An 18,412-nucleotide genomic window follows, 5' to 3' on the forward strand; every position below is an offset into this window, starting at 1 on the left:
ATCTCATAAAAGTAAAACCCTAAATATCCAAGTGCCTGCTTCTTCATTGATCTTCTCCTGGCACTCCATATCCAGTTCTTCTAACACAATCTGATTTTCTAAAATCAATTTCTGATAGCTTGTCATCAGTTCTTTAATATCAGTATAATGTCTTTCGATTGTAACTTCCAGATAATCCTGTGCATGGCTTGCCATCTGGAAAGTAATTTCTTTCATTGATTTAATTGCATAATCTCTGTCTGTCATCAGTTTCCTTTAATGTTGGGCATTTAGTGCTTCTTCTTTTGATTCCGAAGAATCAAAAGCGTGGCAAAACATACAGCAACAGACAAGACTGCAAGGGTAATCAAAACTCCCATTGTACTGCTGTCACCTGTTTTTGGCACATTTGTCGTCTTTTCTGTAGACACGCTCGTACCTGCAGATGGAACAGCGGGTCTCTTTGATGGCGTTGTCGGCTTTTCAGTTGGAGTGCTCGGCCGCGTCGGTTCGCTTGGCTTTGGATTATCAGGTTTGCCTGGGTCTATCGGTTCGCTTGGATCCGGCTGTTCCGTTCCGCAATATCTACAATTGATGGAACCAATTGTGAGTGCACCGCTGGTCACACCATCGCAGAAGCGATATGCGGGACGCTGCCCATTTACCGTGTACGATGCGTCAGCAATCGCAAAGCCTTCGTTATTTGCAGTAGTATCTACGCCGGCTGCAGGTAAAACATGGACAATTTCCGGATTTTCCGTGCCGTTCAGCGTGATCTGTGCCATACGGTTGCCATAGCCGTCATCCGCCGCTACCCAAAGCTTCTTCTCATATGTGTCATAATCCAGCGCCATGGCGCCTCCTAATTTAGAATCAATGTCCGCTATCTGCACAACGGTTTCATCTTCATTTAGAATATAAGCATATACATGACCGTTATCCTCCAACGCTACAAAGAACACGCCGCCTGCAACAGCATTTGGATACTTGGCTGCGTCAAAGGCACTGCCGGTATTCTGGTCAATCAGTTTTCCATTTACATCTGAATTGGCAACCCATTCCACCGCCTCGACGCCCATATTGGCAGAAACCTGTGGAAGCGTTGCAGTCAGGTCCCACTGCTTCCGTGCAACAAGGCGTGTACCGCTTTCACTTGGGTTGACCATCAGAATCGTATCATAGTTCACACCTTTGCTACTATTATCACGCTCGGAGGCAAGATAAACCATGCCACTGCCATCCACCGTGATACCCTCTGCATCAGGTCCTTTTGCCTTTTCGTTATCGCTATCTTTCTGGAAACAGACACGCTTACCTTGCTCAAAGCCGTCAGCAAAGGTCAATGTTCCGTCTTTGGCTACATCCATTACCCAGAAGGTCGCGGTGCCGTTGTCCACCGCATAAAGCTTTCCATTGGCAAAATCCAGGCCGGAGGAGTCCTCCAGGAAAATAGGCGTTGTGTCAAAGATACGTACTTGATCGCTGCCAGGCCATGCAATGACATCCGGGATGCCGGCAAACTTGTTTGCTGCACCAGGGGTAGCCTCCAGCGTGTTCCGATAACTGTTGCCATTGACATCAGGATACAGACCCCATGTTGGGTTCGTATGACTACCATCTGGCCAGGTCGTTGCGGCAATTTGTTCCCCGTCCTCAAACAGACGGACGGAATCTCCCTTGCCGAGGCCAAAACCGAAGCCTGTCGCTCCGCTGTCATCCTGATAAATTACAAGATATCCGTTTGCTGGAATGGTTGTTCCTTCTGGAATGGTGTAGGGATCCTTATCCTTATTATCCTTCAGCACAAGACCGGAAATGCTCAACTCATCAGCTGTGGGATTGGCCAGCTCCACCCAGTCTGGACCGCCGCTTGGGTCATTGGACTGTACTTCATTGATGACCACAGGGTTCATGACTTTATTCTTCTTGTTCTTAGTGGCTGTGGCAAAATCCTGAAATTCGCCGGTACCATCCGGGATACGGGCATAGACGCCGTTTGCGTGGGCTTTCCATGCATATTCGGCGACGATGCTTCCACCGGCATCGTAAATCACAGCTTTATCGTCCTTACCAAGTCCGAAGGTAAAATCTTTGTTCTGATCAAACACATAGAGAGCACTGGGTTCCAGTGTCGTTCCATCTGCCACCGGGGTAACATCCCCTTTGTGTCCTACCGGATCGTTGTCCAGCAGATACCATCCGGAAATATCTACTGCCTGAGTGCCAATGTTCATGATTTCCACCCAATCGGTTGTGTCACCATTGGACTCGACCTCGTTAATCACAACGGTTGGAGCATAATATGCATTGGCTGTTCCTTTTGTCTCCTGGGTCAGGCGAAACTCACCCGTGCCATCGGGATAACGTCCGTAAGATGCTTTAGCCGGGTCACCATCATAGGATGCGTGTTCCGTCCAGCTGTACTCATCCAGCAATTTTCCGCCTTTATCGTACAATCGGATAGAATCACCGGAGCCGATGCCAATTGCCTCTTCAAATGTACCATCTGCAAAACTTTTTGTCTGGTCATCATAAACCAGTCCATTACTCTTGGCATCCACTACCATTAGTTTGCCTGCAGCAATTGTGCTCCCATCTGGAAAACGCCAACGGTGATCATCGGAATTATCCCGCAGTTCGAATCCGGAAATATCCAGCGTTTCTGCGCCGGTATTCATCAGTTCTATCCAATCGTCGGGGCTGGAATTGATTTCGTTAAGCACCAGTGATGGTTTGGCTGAAGGCTCAGTCTGTTCTGGCTTGGACGGTTCCGGCGCAGTCGGCGCTGCATTTGCTGTTCCGGGCGTAGATTCTGCATCAGAAAAATTGCCATCGGTCTGCCGTGACCATGTGCCGGCTGCTACGCTAGTATAGGCATAGCTGTCAATTTCCGTGCTGGCAGCATCATACAGAATTGCCGTATCCACCTTTCCAAAACCGAAATCAAAGTTTTTCGTTTCTTCCAGAACCAGAAATGCGCCGGGTTCTAGAATGGTTCCCTTTGCCAGAGGAGTAGTTTTGCCCTCTGTTTTCCGTTCCTCCCCCTTGTCATCGGTCAGATACCAGCCAGAGATATCCACCGCTTCTGTACCAATGTTGGTAATCTCCACCCAGTCGTTGCCTTTATTCGGCGCATCCGATTCTACTTCATTGATGACAATGGATGGTTGCTCTACCTGTGGTTTCGATACAGCATCTGCCCCCAACACCTGCAAGGGTACCAGCATGGTCGCTGACAGAAATGTACATAGCATTCTTACTGCTCGTTTCATAATTATCCTCCTCGTAAACGAATCTAAAATAGTCTATAATCCATTTATTATAATGTTAGAGGGATAATGTAAAATCCACAACCAATTACGTGTAAAATATCTGTCAATTCTGTCCCATCCGTAATTCATTCAATGCTTCTTCAAAAAGTTATCAGACAGGTAACTACTTTACCGATTACAAATGCAAAAACAATCTGACCGGTGATATCAATCTTTAGTCAGATTGTTTTATAAGAATGTGAGCTTTAATATTTTCTTTCTTCTTTAGCGCTATAATCATTTTTCAGCTCTGCGGCAATCCTTTTACTCCTGACGGTTCTGGCGCATCATCTAATCAACGGAGCCTGGATTGCCGCGATACAGGGCAATACAAGATTCAGCAAAATAAGCGAATACGGATCGAACGTCCGTACAGACAGAAGCGTATTTATAACCATCCACAACACCCGTCCACCGGTGAACAGAAAAATAAATACCCAGTTTTCGGCGAACTTTTCAATGGCATCTGCCGCACGTTGTCCCAGCATATACTTTTCTTTTTCTGCTTTTTTCTCCTCTGAAGATTTCATTGAATATCTTACCGTCTTTCAAGAACAGAATATGTTCACAGAAAGACGCACTAAACGGGTCATGTGTTACCATCAAAATAGTTGCCTGCATTTTCTTATTGATGTCAGCCATTGTTTCCAGTAACAACCTGGAAGCTTTTGAGGCCAAAGCTCCTGTCGGTTCATCAGTAAACTGTACCCCTATCCCCTTATGCCTTGAAAATAGGAACTTTAACGGAATACACACTGGTGTGCTGTGTGTTATTTTCCATAAGAAGAGCTAGGAGTAAAGTCTCCCCCCTTCACTACTAGCTTTCCTCTCTCTTTCTATTCTTCTGTTACTGTTTTCATGTAGAGTGCTTGCATGTTCTGTTCCCGAACACTCATTCCTGCATGTTTAAATTTATATCGCAGCAATGCTGCTTTTGCCTCCTCATGTGTAGACAATACAATTTGTCCTATTCCCTGCTGTGTCAACAGATCCGCAAGCGAAATTGCACTAATATCGTCAATTGTTTGAAGTGGATCATCTATCAGTAAAATGTCTAACCCCTTCGTATCACCATACACATTTTTTATTGAAAGTAAAAGTGCAATTGAAAGACCATTCAATTGTCCTGTACTCAAAATATTATAAACATCACTTCCGCTCTTAGAAGCTGCTTCAAATACTAACTGATTAGTTTTAATGATTGCTCTAATTCCCAAACCCAGCGGATAATTTTGTATAATCCTTCCACTATACACCATTAAAGGAATTTTAATCGCATTAAGCAGCTGTGTTTGATATTCTTTATTCGCATCTTCATATTTACCAACCAATACTTTTATTGCATCTGTCATATCCTCTGTTTTCTTTTTGTATTCCTCATAATCTCTTTTTAGTTTTCTTAGTCGGGCCTCTTCCGTAGAAAGCTGCAGAGAAAGATTATCATTAAATAACTTCGCAACATATTGTTCCTTGCTTTGTAACTCTCCCACTGTGTGATACGGTTTTTCATTATGATAATAGGTATTGTGAATGGATTTATACAATTCAATCTGCTTTTCTTGAAAAATAATTTTATTTGGAACTTCCTTTTCTTGAAGTTCTTTCAATAAGTTTTCATATTGTTGAGAAAATTCTTCAATATCAAATTTTTCTATTCCTTGAGATTTAAACTCTGATATTTTTACCTTATCCAACAACTGCTGTAATTTCTCCACCGCTAGATCCTTACATCCTGATAAAGTATCATCCATTTTTATTAGTACTTTATTTTCCTCAAGAAACACTTTCAACACAGGAATAATTTCTTTTTGAAATAAATTTGTTATTTGTGTCTCAATATCTTCTATTATTTTTATCCCATCTGTATGAATACTTTTTATAAATTGTTCTGTTTCTATAATAGCTAAATCTATATCCGTAAAATCCGTTCCACACAATGGGCATTTGTTTTTATCAAACTTTCCAGACTCCGCAGCGTTATAGAATTCTTTAATAAGTCCCCTTCGTGCCTTTGTCATCTGTGCCAAAACCTTATCAGCATCATCCAATTGACTTTGTTCTTTTTTCTGGTTCAATAATAATGTTTTTATTTGTGCTATAATTTCTGCTTTTATTTTAATCTTATTGAACAATGTTTCATCTACTGACCAGACATTATTGCTATAATTCGTCAATAATTCTTTGCTCTTATTTAACTCTTTTATGAGACTTCCTTTTTTATTAAGTAATTCAATCTCCTGTCGATAAAACAATGCCATATATAACCGTTTCGGTGATGCTTTCAATTCCCTTATGATAGCATTAACTTTATATCGAAGGTATTCTTCATAGTTTTCTATAAACCCTTCAATTTGTTTAAGCTGCTGAATAATGGTTTCATATGTAACTCCCTGGTCTAATTTTATGACATCAAATTCATATTCAACTTCGTCAAATAATCGTATATTTTCCCCTGGCAGTTCTGCATTCATAACAATGTGATCTGTCTGACGTTTTATCTCATTTACTCTTTGACTTACTACATCTATTTGTTTTTCTTTATCCCTAATTTCTTTTTCTACTCTTCCAAAAATATGTTCTTGAACCGATTTCAGCATTTGAATTTTATCAGTTATCTCGGTGTCATCTAAAAGAGAAGATACAGAATCTTTTCTATTTTTATACTTATTTTGTAAGAAGTCCAAAGATTCACTTTGAGAAATATATGTCCCTATATCAAACATATTGGAATTCAAATGAAATTTATCATACAATTCTTCTTGACTAATTTCTTGACTATTAAGTGTGATAATACTCTGAAATTCATTTTTACATAAAAGTTTTCTTTCTACATGTATTTCATCTGAAAAATCAGATGATAAAATTGCCGAAATAACTATATCCTTATTTACATCATTTGCCAGTGTTCCTAATGTTTCCGTCTTCCTATTTTGTAAACTAGGGTTAAAATGCTTTATTTTCCCAGTCACCAAAACTTCAATAGCATCAAATAATGTAGTTTTACCATATCCATTTTGACCATCTAAAATCACAATATTACTATTCATAAAATCAAATTTTAAAGGTTTATTATTTGTAATATACTTAAAATTTCTAATACATAGGCTCTTAAATGTGTACCCCATCCAATTACTCCTCCAAAAATTTTTGATATATCATATCGGACAATACTTCTACATTAAAAGATGCTTCTTCTATTGATCTTATAAACATATCATTTAGCATTTCAACATTCTGTTTTTGTTTCCGTATTCCATCTATCTTTTGTTTTACCATTTCATCAAAGTCATTCATGACTGCCTTTGGAAAGATTGGATTAAAAAATGGAACTTTATCTCTCTTTTTAATTTTGCCACCTGCTGTTCTAATTGCAGGATACGGTTGTCAATTGCCATATCTAAAATCTTTCTTCTCTTATCTACCATGCCAGCCTGCAGCTGCAAGGCACGATCTACTGCCTTTCGCACTTCCGGGTTCTTATAAAAAAATCCTCTGGACAGTCCGGTCTTTTGCATCAGTTTGGGAACGGTCACTTTATCCTCTTCTTCAATCATCTCATGAATTGCCAATTTTGCCCGCTGGATTTTTTCCACACTCTGCTTATGATTGACCTCCAGCATCTTATCATATTTGCTCATACTCTTTCCCCCATCCTGCTAGGTTCGCCCGGATCATCCGGCTCATCTCTGCTCTGATTTCTCTTGTTTCATCTGCAATGATCTGAAGACTCATCTTTCGGTAAAATTTCACATTCTTTACCGACGTATGCCCCAGTAGTTTTGCGATGGTCCAATCATCCAGATGCATCTCTGTTAGTCGGATGCCATATACATGGCGGAACATATGCGTTCCAAAGCTGAATAATTCGCCGTTATCATCCCGCAGGTCTTTTTTCTGAATGATGTCCATCACTCTATTTTGAACGGTATAATACTGCAAAGGTTTTCGGGTATTTTTCTCATCTACAAAAATGTAAATCGTATCTCCATACATTTTCTCGGTGTACTCAATTGCTTTTTCGATCAGTAGTTCCAACACACATCCAGGATTGCATCTGCAATCTGATCGCCCTCTTTGTCTGGGTGTCCTTCTGTTACTGCTTCTGCTGTATAAAATTTTCTCATATGAATTTCCTCTCTTTCATGCAAAAAAGGCAGGATACCTTCCTTTTTACGGGAACATATCCTGCCTGATGTTTTGTCTCTATTTTTCTGTTATCACAAATTTTTCCAAAGAAAAACTCCCCAGATAAAACTGGGGAGCCTCCAGAAGCTATACCTTGCGGTCCTACGGCTTCGTTTAAACATTTATAAAGCACCCACTGTATCTTGATTGCTCAAGTGTGGGACTTAATCATAGTATCTCTGTTCTTCTTTATTATATGCAACTGCCTTCTCTTTGTCAACAAATTTTTAGCAGTCACATTTTTACAAGTTGTATGCTCTTTTGAATTTTCCTTTTACAAGATTAAAATCTTCCGGTGTTAAAGTACCAATACATCCACGGTTCGCATCCAGCCTTGACTTACTAACTGCACGTATCTCTTCACATTGAATCATACTGTCTTTATCCAAAAATTCATAAGTATGCATAGACGCTGGTATCGTTCTTCCCGGAATCACTTGTTTTTCTTCATCTTCTGTATCAGAATATAACAAAAACCATGAATCCTGAATTGGTAGACATCGTGCATTCACCTTTCCTTTTGCATCGGTAATACATACCACTACCACTTTTTCGGAATTATTGATTTTATTATTAGACATCACCAATACCGGACGCATTTTATTCTTTTCCGTTCCTACGTTATAGCCCAAATCACAAAACCATATTTGTCCATGTAAAACCTGTCTGTGCTTATTCGTATTAAATTTTGATATCCGATTGTAATTTACTTTATCCTTTGTCCAACTGGCAATATTATAATCCTTAATAACGAAAAGACCCCCGTAGGAGTCTCCCCGGACTACGGGCTTCGCAAGTTTCCGTAGTGCGATCACTAGGCATAGTGTAATCGCTTCTGACACCCTTGTCAAGAACAAATGCTTCTGTATTTCACATATCGGCTTTGGCTATCATACAGATTAATGTTTCACTTCTGACAGAAATTCTTCCTCTGTGATACCAACAATCCGAGAACACAATTCCACAGATACTCCATACTCTTTATAAAATCCCAATGCAGTTGATCTTTTTGCAAAGTCTGTTGCTTGTTCTATTGTTTGCTTTGTATCGTACAATACTTCTTTGGGTATCTCGATGACAACCTGCATGCTCTTCCCCCTTTCACCTTTATTCGGTTTCTAGGCGTTTGCGAAACACCTATAGCCGCATAAATACGGCATTTTTTTGTTGTTAAAATAAAATATCTCCTCAAGGTTTATGGTAAAATAGAATTGCCCAGAAACTAATTAACCAATCCACCTAAAGGAGATATGCCTACATGATAACATATAAACAGCTCACTTTGGCAGAAATTTTTGAAGACTGTCAGCATAAATTTGACAACGACAAATATCAGTTCCTTTCGCTTCTTGATGAAGCCATTAACCTTGATGAAATTGTTCCTGTTTCTTTTATTTCTCATTTTTACGCCAGTACCGGAAGACCTCGCAAACATCAGCTTTATCCAATGCTTAAGGCACTTCTTATCCAGCGTATTTTCTCAATCCAGATGGACACACTCCTGATCGTATTTCTGAAATATTCCCAGGAACTGCGTGATTTCTGCGGTTTTGATGTTGTTCCGGATGGTTCCAAATTTACACGTTTCAAACAGGATTTTTTATCGGACTTACAATCTATGTTCGATCATCTTGTTGATCTGACTGAACCGATCTGCCAAAATCTTGATCCTGCCCTTGCTTCCATGACAATCTTCGATACCTCTGGCATTGAAGCATGGGTTACAGAAAATAACCCCAAATATGCCAACCGTATTATCAAGCAGCTAAAGGCTTTCAAGAAATCCCATAACCTTGATGATTCCTATGATCCTTATAAAGCTGCTTATGGCTCTATGCCAACTCATGCGGCTTCCAATCAGGCAATCCAGCAGATGTACATCAATGGACATTTCTGTTACGCCTATAAATTTGGCATTATTACGAACGGGCTTGGAGATGCTGCGTTTGATGCCATTAACATTTACAAATCCCTCTTTGAAGAAATTGGCTTTCAAAAAGCATTTATCCCCTTAAAAACAAAGCTTTCTGTGGAAGGAACCGACTATACTGTCAATGAAAACGGTATTCCCTGCTGTCCTCACGATCCATCACTTCCGATGCGGCGTGAAGGAAGCAGATCCCATTTGCGGAGCAAACTTCCTACCATGAAGTTTGTATGTCCAAAAATGAAATGGGAATACCATCCTGCCAACAAGTCAAAACGTCGCGTATGTCATTGTGACAATCCATGTACATCTTCTTCCTGCGGACGAATGATCTACATTTATCCTGAAAAGAACCTTCGTGCCTATCCTGGTGTAGAACGCGGCTCACAGGAATGGGAGGATACTTACAAGATCCGTGTAAATGTTGAAAAGTCAATCAACCATTTCAAAGATAGTTTCTGCATTGCGGATCGTAAGACCCAGAATGAGAAAACGCTTCATGCTGATTTACTTCTTGCTGGAATCACCCAGCTCGTTACTGTGCTTGTCGCTGATAAGATTCATCAGTACCAATACATTCGAAGTTTGAAGCCTTTGATTGCCTGATTATTAATATGCATATAATCTTTTCTTCGCAGTTTATCTGGGAAGTCTTTTAGTCATGTCTAAATTCAGAAGCACCTACTTTTCATCTTAAGAATCCTGCGTTGCAGGATTCTTACCGCTTTTTAATCAGGATTGCGAACTTGTTTCGCAATTACCTATTATTTGTTTTGGAATACAATTAAATTATAGCAATGGTAATGTTCAATTACACTTACAGTTTTGATAGTAAACAGATAACAAAAGAGCCGTGATAATGCAGATCACAGATCACAATTCTGTGAAGCATTTCCACGACCCTTTTATTATAATTTTACCTTTGTCTTGTTCGTAATGGTATAAATGTATTCCTTTGGCGTAGGGCATTTTGAAGTTCATCCCAATATGCTGGCTTTTGATTATACACGCCTATAAATTATTGGTTCATCATATCCAAAAGTTCTCTTTCCATTAACTTCCATGCTTTCCGATACTTCCAGAAAATTGTTGGAAAACTTCTCCCAAAGTTTGAATGTCATTACCGGAGAGAACTGGCTTGTGCTGCCTCCCTCCCAGATTCCGTCCTTTTCATGATAAAGTGCCGGGGTAAATTTTTCAGATTTTTCTAGTTTAGCGTAATCAACATTCTTCATAGAATCATATGAAAATGTATTTTTATCTTCTCCTTTGGGAATTTCATAAGAAGAAAGTAAAATTCCCTGTTCTATTTCCGTGATAAGGAAAAGATGTGGAGATGCATGACGTTTCCCATTCATTTCATAATAACTCTCTTCAACAACAAATTTTCCTTTGAAATCTTCAGGAAGGTTATTTATTTTGTCATTACAGATTGTATTTACATGTTCCGCATATGGATATGTTTTCCCCTCTGCCTGCATTTCCTTAAATTGATCCTTATTATCAAAATGTCCTGTCATCATTCCTACAAAATTTTCAAGTTTCATCATATACTTTACCTCCTAGTATTTGCCTAATCACACTATTCCTCTTTTGCTTTTGCCATACTGGCGATATCTCCCACTCCATTCAATACCATTGTTGGAAGATAAGCATAAGTTTTGAGTGTATCCTTCGTTGAACATCCAGAGAGAACCAATACAGTAGACATACCACTTTCCATTCCTGAAATCACATCTGTATCCATACGATCCCCAACCATTACAGCTTCTGCTGAATGACATCCAAGCATATTCAATCCTGTTCTCATCATCAGTGGATTCGGTTTCCCACAGAAATATGCCTGTGTACCTGTTGCCATTTCAATGGGTGCAATCAATGCACGACAGGCAGGAGCGATTCCGTTCTCGATTGGTCCGGAAACATCCGAGTTTGCTCCAATCAGCTTCGCTCCCTTCAGAACTAAATTCGTTGCTTTCGTTAAAGTATCCAATGAATAGGAACGTCCCTCTCCCACAACAACATAATCCGGATTTACATCATTCATTGTAATGCCAACATCATAAAGTGCATTTAAGAGACCTGCTTCTCCTATCACAAATGCTGAACAGCCTGCCGCCTGTTCCTTTAAAAAAGCGGCTGTTGCCAATGCGCTGGTATAAAAATGTTCTTCTGGCACATCAAGTCCCATCCTTGCCAGTTTCTGATTTAATTCCCGTGGTGTATATCCACTATTATTTGTCAAAAATAAATATTCTTTCTTTTCATCATGCAACCACTGGATGAATTCTGAAACACCTGGCAATATCTGATTGCCATGATAAATCACACCATCCATATCACAGATGAATCCTTTTTTTTCATTAAAATCGATTATGGGTTTTCTCATGTCCATATGCGCCCTGCCTTTCTTGTTTCTTTAGAATACACCTTGCTCTTTTCATAATAAAATAAAACTCTATTTTCTGCAAATATTTTCATATTATATCATCCACACATAAAATCAAATACATAGTACTGTGAAATCGAAGTAAATATTTCTATCAACAAAACCTTTTATGACAACATCTCTTTCACACAAGTACTCCGGTAATCACTCGGTGATATTTTATATCTNATATTATATCATCCACACATAAAATCAAATACATAGTACTGTGAAATCGAAGTAAATATTTCTATCAACAAAACCTTTTATGACAACATCTCTTTCACACAAGTACTCCGGTAATCACTCGGTGATATTTTATATCTTTCTTTAAATACTCGGTTAAATGTTCTCTGACTTTCAAATCCACTATCCAGACAAATGTTTGTAATAGAATCACTCGTATTTTCCAAGCGATGGCATGCATAGTTCAGCCTTGCATCGTTAAGATATTGATTAAAGTTTCTATGGAATGTCTTGGAAAAGAGTCTGGATAAAACATATTTGCTCACCCCCAGGTCTTTTGCCATCTCTTCCAACGAAAACTTCTTCTTGAAATTTGCTGATATATAGGAAACTGTCTGGTAAATAAGATCGTTGCTCCCCACACTGCTCTTTTCTACCAAATTTAATTTTCCTATGCAGCGTGCCAACACAATTTGAAGATATGCCTGTGCAACAGTAATATCCGGCTGTTCTGTCTCTAAAATTGCATTTATAACCCTATATACCTCCGGTTCAACCTTTTCCGCTTCGATGATTGGGTATTCAGGAGCCATGGATTGCATGATATCTGCAAATTTGGCTATCGTAAATGGCGATGCAATCAGATAAGTCGCTTTATTTACACCGGGTGTCAGTACCTGATAGTGATGAATAACATCTGGAAATACAAAGCCTATATCTCCTTTTTCCATATGGTATAGTTCCTGTCCGACACCAAGTTCTAATGCTCCACTTGTTACACAAACGATCTCCAGTGCATTATGAAGATGTGGTTCAATATGTTTTGACTTCCTATTTATTGCTATAATCTCCTCTTTTGTGTCAACATATTTTAACTGCATGAAATACTCCCCTTTACAACATTTGTCTATATCTTCTTTCGATTTGGCAAGTAATCCTTTTACACCTATCTTATAATCAACTTGTAAATAAGGAAAGGAGGATGCCATTTCACAAAAATGAAGTGGTCCTTTTTTTATAAACTTTCAATAAATCTTTTGAATGCAGCTTTCCCTTCATCTGTTCTCTTGTAAACGCCTGCATCCTCCAGAACTTTCGCAAACACAATTCCAATTTCTTTCTGTATGATAGAATGAATATTACTATCTGTAATCTTATATTTTGGTATCCATCCCTCTGCCCATTCAGCATGGGCAGCCATTGTTTCATTCTGTCTCAGGTCTTCATGATTTAGAATTGCCTGTTCTAGTTCTGCCATTTCTTTCTTCAATCTGGCGGGTAATACAGCCAGTCCCATAACTTCAATCAGTCCAATATTTTCCTTTTTGATATGGTGATACTCAGTATGCGGATGGAAAAGTCCGAGAGGACAATCAATAGTTGTGATATTATTGCGCAAAACCAAATCCAGTTCATACAAATCTTCACGCATCCTTGCAATTGGCGTAATTGTATTGTGTGGGATGCCATCTGTCTCACTGAAAATATTAACTTCTGGATCCGAATATCCACGCCACTTCGTAAGGATATGATTTGCAGCCGCTACAATACTATCCATTGCTCTCCCCTGTAAACGAATCACTGACATCGGCCACTTTACAATTCCTGCATGTATATCTGGATATCTCTCTAAGTCAAATTCCAGTTCATAAGGTGCTTTTGCCATAGCAAAGACATAACTGCCACCCTGAAAATGATCATGACTCAAAATAGACCCTCCTACGATTGGCAGATCTGCATTGGAACCTGCCGTATAATGTGGAAACTGCTTAACAAAATCAAGGAGCTTATTAAAAGTCATACGGTCAATTGCCATCGGAATATGCTTTTCATTAAAGATAATGCAATGTTCATTGTAATACACATATGGTGAATACTGTAAATAATACTGCTCTCCACACAGAGTGATTGGTATAATCCTGTGGTTTTGTCTTGCTGGATGTGAGAGGTGACCTGCATACCCTTCGTTTTCCCTGCAAAGCAGGCACGCCGGGTATCCAGATTTTTTTGCAGTTCCATCTTTTGCAATATCCCTTGGATCTTTTTCTGGTTTTGACAAGTTAATTGTGATATCCATCTTGCCAAATTCTGTATCAGTCTCCCACTTTTCATCCTTTATAATCCGATCTGTGCGGATATAGTTTGTTGCCTGGCTGAAATGATAATAAAATTCAGTTGCTGCCTTTGGGGATACCTGATATTTTTCTTCAAAAGCTTTTCTTACCACAGACGGAGCCGGTGTCAAAATCCCCATGATCTTTGTATCGAAAAGATCCTTCATCGTCACTGTATCGTCCTCTAAGATTCCCTCTGACAGTGCAAATGCAAGCATGTCCTCTAAAATAAAGTGTAAATTTCTCGGCTCTACAGATGCTTTCGGCTCCTGATAATCCTGTTTTTGAAACAGTTCCAATAAGCCATTTGTCACATACACTTTATCCTCATCCTCTATCAGTCCGTTTTGCATTCCATATGCCACCAGTTCAGAAATCAGCTGATCAATCATTTTACCGTTTCCCCCTACTCATATTATACTTCATAACCATTCGGATGATTTCTATGCCATTCCCAAGCCGTTGTAATAATTGTCTCCAGGTCATCAAATTTAGGCTTCCACCCAAGAATTTTTTTTGCCTTCTCACTAGATGCAATCAGTGTTGAAGGATCTCCTGCTCGTCTAGGTTCTTCCTTTGCCGGAATCGGATGTCCTGTTACTTTTCTAGCTGTTTCCACAACTTCTTTTACTGTAAATCCTACTCCATTACCCAGATTAAAAATATTACTTTCATTGCCTTTTCTTAAATATTCCATGGCAAGAATATGAGCCTGTGCAAGGTCATTCACATGAATGTAATCTCTTACGCATGTACCATCTTTTGTATCATAATCATTTCCCAAAATAGAAATATATTCTCTTTTTCCATTTGGCACCTGCAAGATCAATGGAATCAGATGCGTTTCCGGATTATGGGCTTCCCCTATTTTTCCATTTGGATGTGCTCCACAGGCATTGAAATAACGTAAGGATACAAAACGCAAATCATGGGCATTGGCTGTCCATTTAAACATCTTTTCCATGGAAAGCTTTGTTTCACCATAACAGTTTGTTGGAACTGTGCGGTCTGTTTCAAGTATAGGAATACGTTCCGGCTCTCCATATGTGGCTGCTGTCGAAGAAAAAACAATCTTGTCAACGCCATGTGCGACCATACTTTCTAGTAATACTTCTGTTCCACACAGATTGTTGTTGTAATATTTGAGTGGATTTACCATACTCTCTCCAACCTGTGAATTGGCTGCGAAGTGAATAACTCCATCGATCTTCTCTTTTTCAAATACAGAATCTATAAATGCCTTGTCCCGGATATCTCCCTGATAAAATTTTGCATCTTGGTGAACAGCCTTACGAAAACCTGTTTCAAGATTATCAACAACTACAACATTTTCTCCTGCCGAAATCAGCTCATATACAGTATGAGAACCAATATAACCTGCTCCGCCCAATACTAAAATGCTACTCATAGATCATTTCTCCTTTTCTTTGTTTTTATGATTATAAAACTTTTATGCCGCCATACTTACGAATTTTTAATACTTCACAGGAACCATTTCCAAATATCTTATCCATCTCTTTTTGATAGTTGGACACCAGATAATTGGGAACAAATGCCTGTATGGTTCCTGCAAATCCTCCTCCATGTACTCTGCACACACCTTTTTTTCCAAATATCACGTCACTTAATGCCAATGCAATAGACACATTCTGATGTTGCACATCGTGACATGTATATACATTTTGAAGGTATTTAAAAGAAGAATCTCCGGATTCTTTCACTTTGGTCAGAAATTGTGGAAAATTATTCTTTTTTAGTGCATCTACTTCCTCTTTGACACGCTCATTTTCGCATACAAAGTGTAATGCCCTGAGTGCAGCACGATCACCAGCGCAGTCACGTATCCGTGTGATATTATTGATAATCTCTTCCTTGGATACCTCTCCTAAAAAGTTTTTTCCCAAACATTCTGCTGCCTTTTTCATTTCCTGTGGAATTGCTGCATAGTCTGGGGTCAAATCTGTGTGAGTGCCTTTCGTATCTGTAATACATAAACTATATCCATATGTATTCAAATCAAACTTCAACTGTTCCACAATCGGATTTTCCGGATCTGCAAAATCAATATGTATCAGACTTCCTACTGAACATGCCATTTGATCCATTAAACCACATGGTTTTCCGAAATACACATTTTCTGCATACTGACCAATCTTGGCAATTTCTATCGGATTAACTTCACCACCATTGTACATATAGGAAAGAATCGTTCCAATAAGTGTTTCAAAAGCAGCTGAGGAAGAAAGGCCTGCACCAATCAACACCTCACTGGTCACATATGCCTGAAATCCTCCAATTGCATGACCATCCATTTTCATCTTGGCAAGTACACCACGGATGAGTGCATTCGTGGTACCTTCTTCTTCTGTTTTTTTCGCCAGCTCATCCAGCTGAACGATAATCATACCACTATATCCATCTGACATCACTTTTACAATCGGTTCATCCAGTTTTCTTGCAACTGCGATTGCATCATTGTTAATGGATGCGGCAAGTACCTCCCCATGCTGATGGTCCGTATGGTTTCCTCCTATTTCACTTCTTCCAGGTGCACTGAATATTTCTATTTCACCTTCACCAAAAAATGTCTTGTAACTGTCGATTGCTTTCCGATAACGTTCCTTCTCATATGGAATCCGGTTCAAATCAACATATAATTCTGTTAATTTATTATCGAAAAAAGTCCCATTCAATAATTCGATCGTTTTTTTAATTTCCATAATACCACCCCAATCACCTTATATATAGAAAAAGCACTGTCTCATCGAGCAACGACCAGACAACGCTTTCTCCTGTCAATTCTAATTTATGTCTGATGCATCTGTTATTTCATCTGCAGCAATTCCTTTTTCTGCTTTCAGTTTTTTATTTGCATCTTCTACATTCATTCTTGAAAGTACAAACATAATCAATACATCAAAGATTAACGGAAGCCAAAGATACATAAACTGCATCATATCAAGTGCAGACTGCGGCTGAGTTGCATTTGTTCCGATATATCCACTGAGCTCAAGCAGCCATCCAACAACAGCAGTTCCAATACCTCCACCGATTTTTACGCCAAGAGAAGTACAAGAGTACATCGTTCCGTCAATTCTCTTTCCCTGTGTAAGATAAGTGTATTCAGAGCAGGATGCGATAACTGCATTCATATCTCCCTGCCATGGTCCCTGACCTAAGGCTGCAAGAGCTGTAAATGCCATCATCAGCGTAACACTGCCCATATATCCTGCAACAACAACAAGTGCTCTACCGATGACTGCTAAGACATAACCTCTTAAGTTCAGTTTATACATACCTTTCCACTTACCAACTAATGTCGGTGTGAAAATCAGGGCAATGATCAGTGGAATATTTACTGCCCATGCAAATTGTCCAAACAAATTCTTATTTTTCAGTACCCATGTCATGTAATAAATGCCAGCTCCAATCATGGCACCATATAACTGCTGTAAAATATATGTTCCACAAATCATCATGTAATATTTGTTTTTAACAAGAAGCTTGAATGCCTGTACCATTCCGTACTTTTCATTATCATCCTTTACTTCTCCTTCGTTAAGTTCTTCCTCAGGAAGTTCCTTAACAGAAAGTGCTGAAATCGTATTTACGACAAGACCAATGATTGCATAGATAATAGCAACCGTTCTCCATGCCGCAGCATCTCCACCACATTTATCTACAAATCCAACTGTAATTGCCTGAATCAGAAGACTTGTTGAAAACGCAAAAATAAAACGGTAAGATCCCATCTGCACACGCTCTTTGCTGTTCTTTGTAATCAGTGACGTAAGTGCTGAATAAGCAATATTGTTTGCTGTATAAAACACACCATTTAACAGTGTGTAAGAGATAAAGAACCATGCATATTTAGCCGTTGTTCCCAAACTCACCGGTACTGCAAAGCAGCCGACCAGCGTAATGGCACAACCAATATATCCATATAGCATCCAGGGTTTCGCTTTTCCCATTTTACTGTGTGTTTTGTCAATCATTGATCCAAAAAATATATCCGTAAAACCATCAAATAGTTTTGATACGGCAATCAGGGTACCTACGACACCTGCAGCAAGTCCTACTGAGTCCGTCAGATAGACCATCATAAAAGATGTCAGGAACGCATAGACTACATTGCCTGCAATATCGCCTGATCCATATCCAATTTTGTTATACCATTTCAAATACTTTTTTTCTTCCATCGAATTTCTTTGCTCCTCATCTTCATCGCACTTAGAATCTCAATATGTCTAACCGTATGATGTCTAATTTTAATTTTTTCTCT

The 18,412-nt window shown here is 39.2% G+C and carries 14 protein-coding genes and 4 pseudogenes; 1 reads left to right on the forward strand and 17 read right to left on the reverse strand.

The genetic code is table 11. From position 1 onward, the window contains the following. Nucleotides 1–3: 3 nt before the first annotated feature. The 10 genes and pseudogenes from C7E02_RS14305 to C7E02_RS14355 all read right to left on the reverse strand — a co-directional run bounded on the left by C7E02_RS14305 (nucleotide 4) and on the right by C7E02_RS14355 (nucleotide 8,563). Nucleotides 4–246 (reverse strand): hypothetical protein, encoded by a 243-nt coding sequence (locus C7E02_RS14305; protein ID WP_242978891.1) that lies wholly within the window; start codon nucleotides 244–246, stop codon nucleotides 4–6. A gap of 23 nt (nucleotides 247–269) precedes the next feature. Continuing rightward, entirely contained in the window at nucleotides 270–3,251 is a 2,982-nt protein-coding gene (locus C7E02_RS20120) for a lamin tail domain-containing protein (RefSeq protein ID WP_105309938.1), read from the reverse strand. Nucleotides 3,252–3,577: 326 nt separating this feature from the next. Further along, the gene (locus tag C7E02_RS14315; protein ID WP_242978893.1) at nucleotides 3,578–3,820 is read right to left on the reverse strand and encodes a DUF1003 domain-containing protein; all 243 of its coding nucleotides are present in this window, start codon (nucleotides 3,818–3,820) and stop codon (nucleotides 3,578–3,580) included. Continuing rightward, nucleotides 3,747–3,986, reverse strand: a pseudogene (locus C7E02_RS19860) (hypothetical protein); the annotation flags it as partial. The pseudogene C7E02_RS19860 and the gene C7E02_RS14315, both read right to left, overlap by 74 nt. A gap of 140 nt (nucleotides 3,987–4,126) precedes the next feature. Then, nucleotides 4,127–6,415, reverse strand: a complete 2,289-nt coding sequence (locus tag C7E02_RS14325) for an AAA family ATPase (protein WP_105309939.1) — start codon at nucleotides 6,413–6,415, stop codon at nucleotides 4,127–4,129. A gap of 165 nt (nucleotides 6,416–6,580) precedes the next feature. Then, nucleotides 6,581–6,928 carry a DUF6262 family protein gene (locus C7E02_RS14335; protein ID WP_005339859.1) on the reverse strand — a complete coding sequence of 116 codons (348 nt, stop codon included), beginning with the start codon at nucleotides 6,926–6,928 and terminating at the stop codon, nucleotides 6,581–6,583. Beyond that, nucleotides 6,915–7,325: pseudogene (locus C7E02_RS14340) on the reverse strand (tyrosine-type recombinase/integrase); the annotation flags it as partial. The gene C7E02_RS14335 and the pseudogene C7E02_RS14340, both read right to left, overlap by 14 nt. Then, a pseudogene (locus tag C7E02_RS14345) lies at nucleotides 7,325–7,414 on the reverse strand (S-adenosylmethionine synthetase N-terminal domain-containing protein); the annotation flags it as partial. The pseudogenes C7E02_RS14340 and C7E02_RS14345, both read right to left, overlap by 1 nt. Before the next feature lie 303 nt (nucleotides 7,415–7,717). Then, nucleotides 7,718–8,317, reverse strand: coding sequence for a type II toxin-antitoxin system PemK/MazF family toxin (locus C7E02_RS14350; RefSeq protein WP_242978993.1), 600 nt, complete (start codon nucleotides 8,315–8,317; stop codon nucleotides 7,718–7,720). Nucleotides 8,318–8,374: 57 nt separating this feature from the next. Next, complete coding sequence (locus tag C7E02_RS14355; protein WP_105309940.1) at nucleotides 8,375–8,563, reverse strand: UPF0175 family protein; 189 nt, start codon at nucleotides 8,561–8,563, stop codon at nucleotides 8,375–8,377. Between the two features lie 170 nt (nucleotides 8,564–8,733). Here C7E02_RS14355 and C7E02_RS14360 point away from each other — a divergent pair. Then, nucleotides 8,734–9,991 (forward strand): annotated as a pseudogene (locus tag C7E02_RS14360) (transposase). A gap of 412 nt (nucleotides 9,992–10,403) precedes the next feature. Here C7E02_RS14360 and C7E02_RS14370 read toward each other — a convergent pair. The 7 genes from C7E02_RS14370 to C7E02_RS14400 all read right to left on the reverse strand — a co-directional run bounded on the left by C7E02_RS14370 (nucleotide 10,404) and on the right by C7E02_RS14400 (nucleotide 18,329). Further along, nucleotides 10,404–10,952: a hypothetical protein gene (locus C7E02_RS14370; protein ID WP_105309942.1), complete on the reverse strand. Its 549-nt coding sequence runs from the start codon at nucleotides 10,950–10,952 to the stop codon at nucleotides 10,404–10,406. A gap of 32 nt (nucleotides 10,953–10,984) precedes the next feature. After that, nucleotides 10,985–11,797: an HAD-IIA family hydrolase gene (locus C7E02_RS14375; RefSeq protein ID WP_005341749.1), complete on the reverse strand. Its 813-nt coding sequence runs from the start codon at nucleotides 11,795–11,797 to the stop codon at nucleotides 10,985–10,987. A gap of 299 nt (nucleotides 11,798–12,096) precedes the next feature. After that, nucleotides 12,097–12,897, reverse strand: coding sequence for a helix-turn-helix transcriptional regulator (locus tag C7E02_RS14380; protein ID WP_105309943.1), 801 nt, complete (start codon nucleotides 12,895–12,897; stop codon nucleotides 12,097–12,099). A gap of 134 nt (nucleotides 12,898–13,031) precedes the next feature. Next, nucleotides 13,032–14,522: a UDP-glucose--hexose-1-phosphate uridylyltransferase gene (gene galT, locus C7E02_RS14385; protein ID WP_105309944.1), complete on the reverse strand. Its 1,491-nt coding sequence runs from the start codon at nucleotides 14,520–14,522 to the stop codon at nucleotides 13,032–13,034. Between the two features lie 23 nt (nucleotides 14,523–14,545). Then, nucleotides 14,546–15,538, reverse strand: a complete 993-nt coding sequence (gene galE, locus C7E02_RS14390) for a UDP-glucose 4-epimerase GalE (RefSeq protein WP_105309945.1) — start codon at nucleotides 15,536–15,538, stop codon at nucleotides 14,546–14,548. Nucleotides 15,539–15,569: 31 nt separating this feature from the next. Then, the gene (locus C7E02_RS14395; protein ID WP_005341761.1) at nucleotides 15,570–16,850 is read right to left on the reverse strand and encodes a galactokinase; all 1,281 of its coding nucleotides are present in this window, start codon (nucleotides 16,848–16,850) and stop codon (nucleotides 15,570–15,572) included. 81 nt (nucleotides 16,851–16,931) lie between these two features. Next, nucleotides 16,932–18,329 (reverse strand): MFS transporter, encoded by a 1,398-nt coding sequence (locus C7E02_RS14400; protein ID WP_105309946.1) that lies wholly within the window; start codon nucleotides 18,327–18,329, stop codon nucleotides 16,932–16,934. Nucleotides 18,330–18,412: the final 83 nt, after the last annotated feature.

Source organism: Dorea sp. Marseille-P4042 (assembly GCF_900290215.1).
Classification (GTDB): domain Bacteria; phylum Bacillota; class Clostridia; order Lachnospirales; family Lachnospiraceae; genus Dorea; species Dorea formicigenerans.

What these genes read in the sequence shown, in the direction of transcription:
- C7E02_RS14305 (WP_242978891.1), bottom strand. Translation starts at nt 246, where the DNA reads ATGACAGACAGAGATTATGCAATTAAATCAATGAAAGAAATTACTTTC.
- C7E02_RS20120 (WP_105309938.1), bottom strand. Translation starts at nt 3,251, where the DNA reads ATGAAACGAGCAGTAAGAATGCTATGTACATTTCTGTCAGCGACCATG.
- C7E02_RS14315 (WP_242978893.1), bottom strand. Translation starts at nt 3,820, where the DNA reads ATGAAATCTTCAGAGGAGAAAAAAGCAGAAAAAGAAAAGTATATGCTG.
- C7E02_RS14325 (WP_105309939.1), bottom strand. Translation starts at nt 6,415, where the DNA reads ATGGGGTACACATTTAAGAGCCTATGTATTAGAAATTTTAAGTATATT.
- C7E02_RS14335 (WP_005339859.1), bottom strand. Translation starts at nt 6,928, where the DNA reads ATGAGCAAATATGATAAGATGCTGGAGGTCAATCATAAGCAGAGTGTG.
- C7E02_RS14355 (WP_105309940.1), bottom strand. Translation starts at nt 8,563, where the DNA reads ATGCAGGTTGTCATCGAGATACCCAAAGAAGTATTGTACGATACAAAG.
- C7E02_RS14370 (WP_105309942.1), bottom strand. Translation starts at nt 10,952, where the DNA reads ATGATGAAACTTGAAAATTTTGTAGGAATGATGACAGGACATTTTGAT.
- C7E02_RS14375 (WP_005341749.1), bottom strand. Translation starts at nt 11,797, where the DNA reads ATGGACATGAGAAAACCCATAATCGATTTTAATGAAAAAAAAGGATTC.
- C7E02_RS14380 (WP_105309943.1), bottom strand. Translation starts at nt 12,897, where the DNA reads ATGCAGTTAAAATATGTTGACACAAAAGAGGAGATTATAGCAATAAAT.
- galT (WP_105309944.1), bottom strand. Translation starts at nt 14,522, where the DNA reads ATGATTGATCAGCTGATTTCTGAACTGGTGGCATATGGAATGCAAAAC.
- galE (WP_105309945.1), bottom strand. Translation starts at nt 15,538, where the DNA reads ATGAGTAGCATTTTAGTATTGGGCGGAGCAGGTTATATTGGTTCTCAT.
- C7E02_RS14395 (WP_005341761.1), bottom strand. Translation starts at nt 16,850, where the DNA reads ATGGAAATTAAAAAAACGATCGAATTATTGAATGGGACTTTTTTCGAT.
- C7E02_RS14400 (WP_105309946.1), bottom strand. Translation starts at nt 18,329, where the DNA reads ATGGAAGAAAAAAAGTATTTGAAATGGTATAACAAAATTGGATATGGA.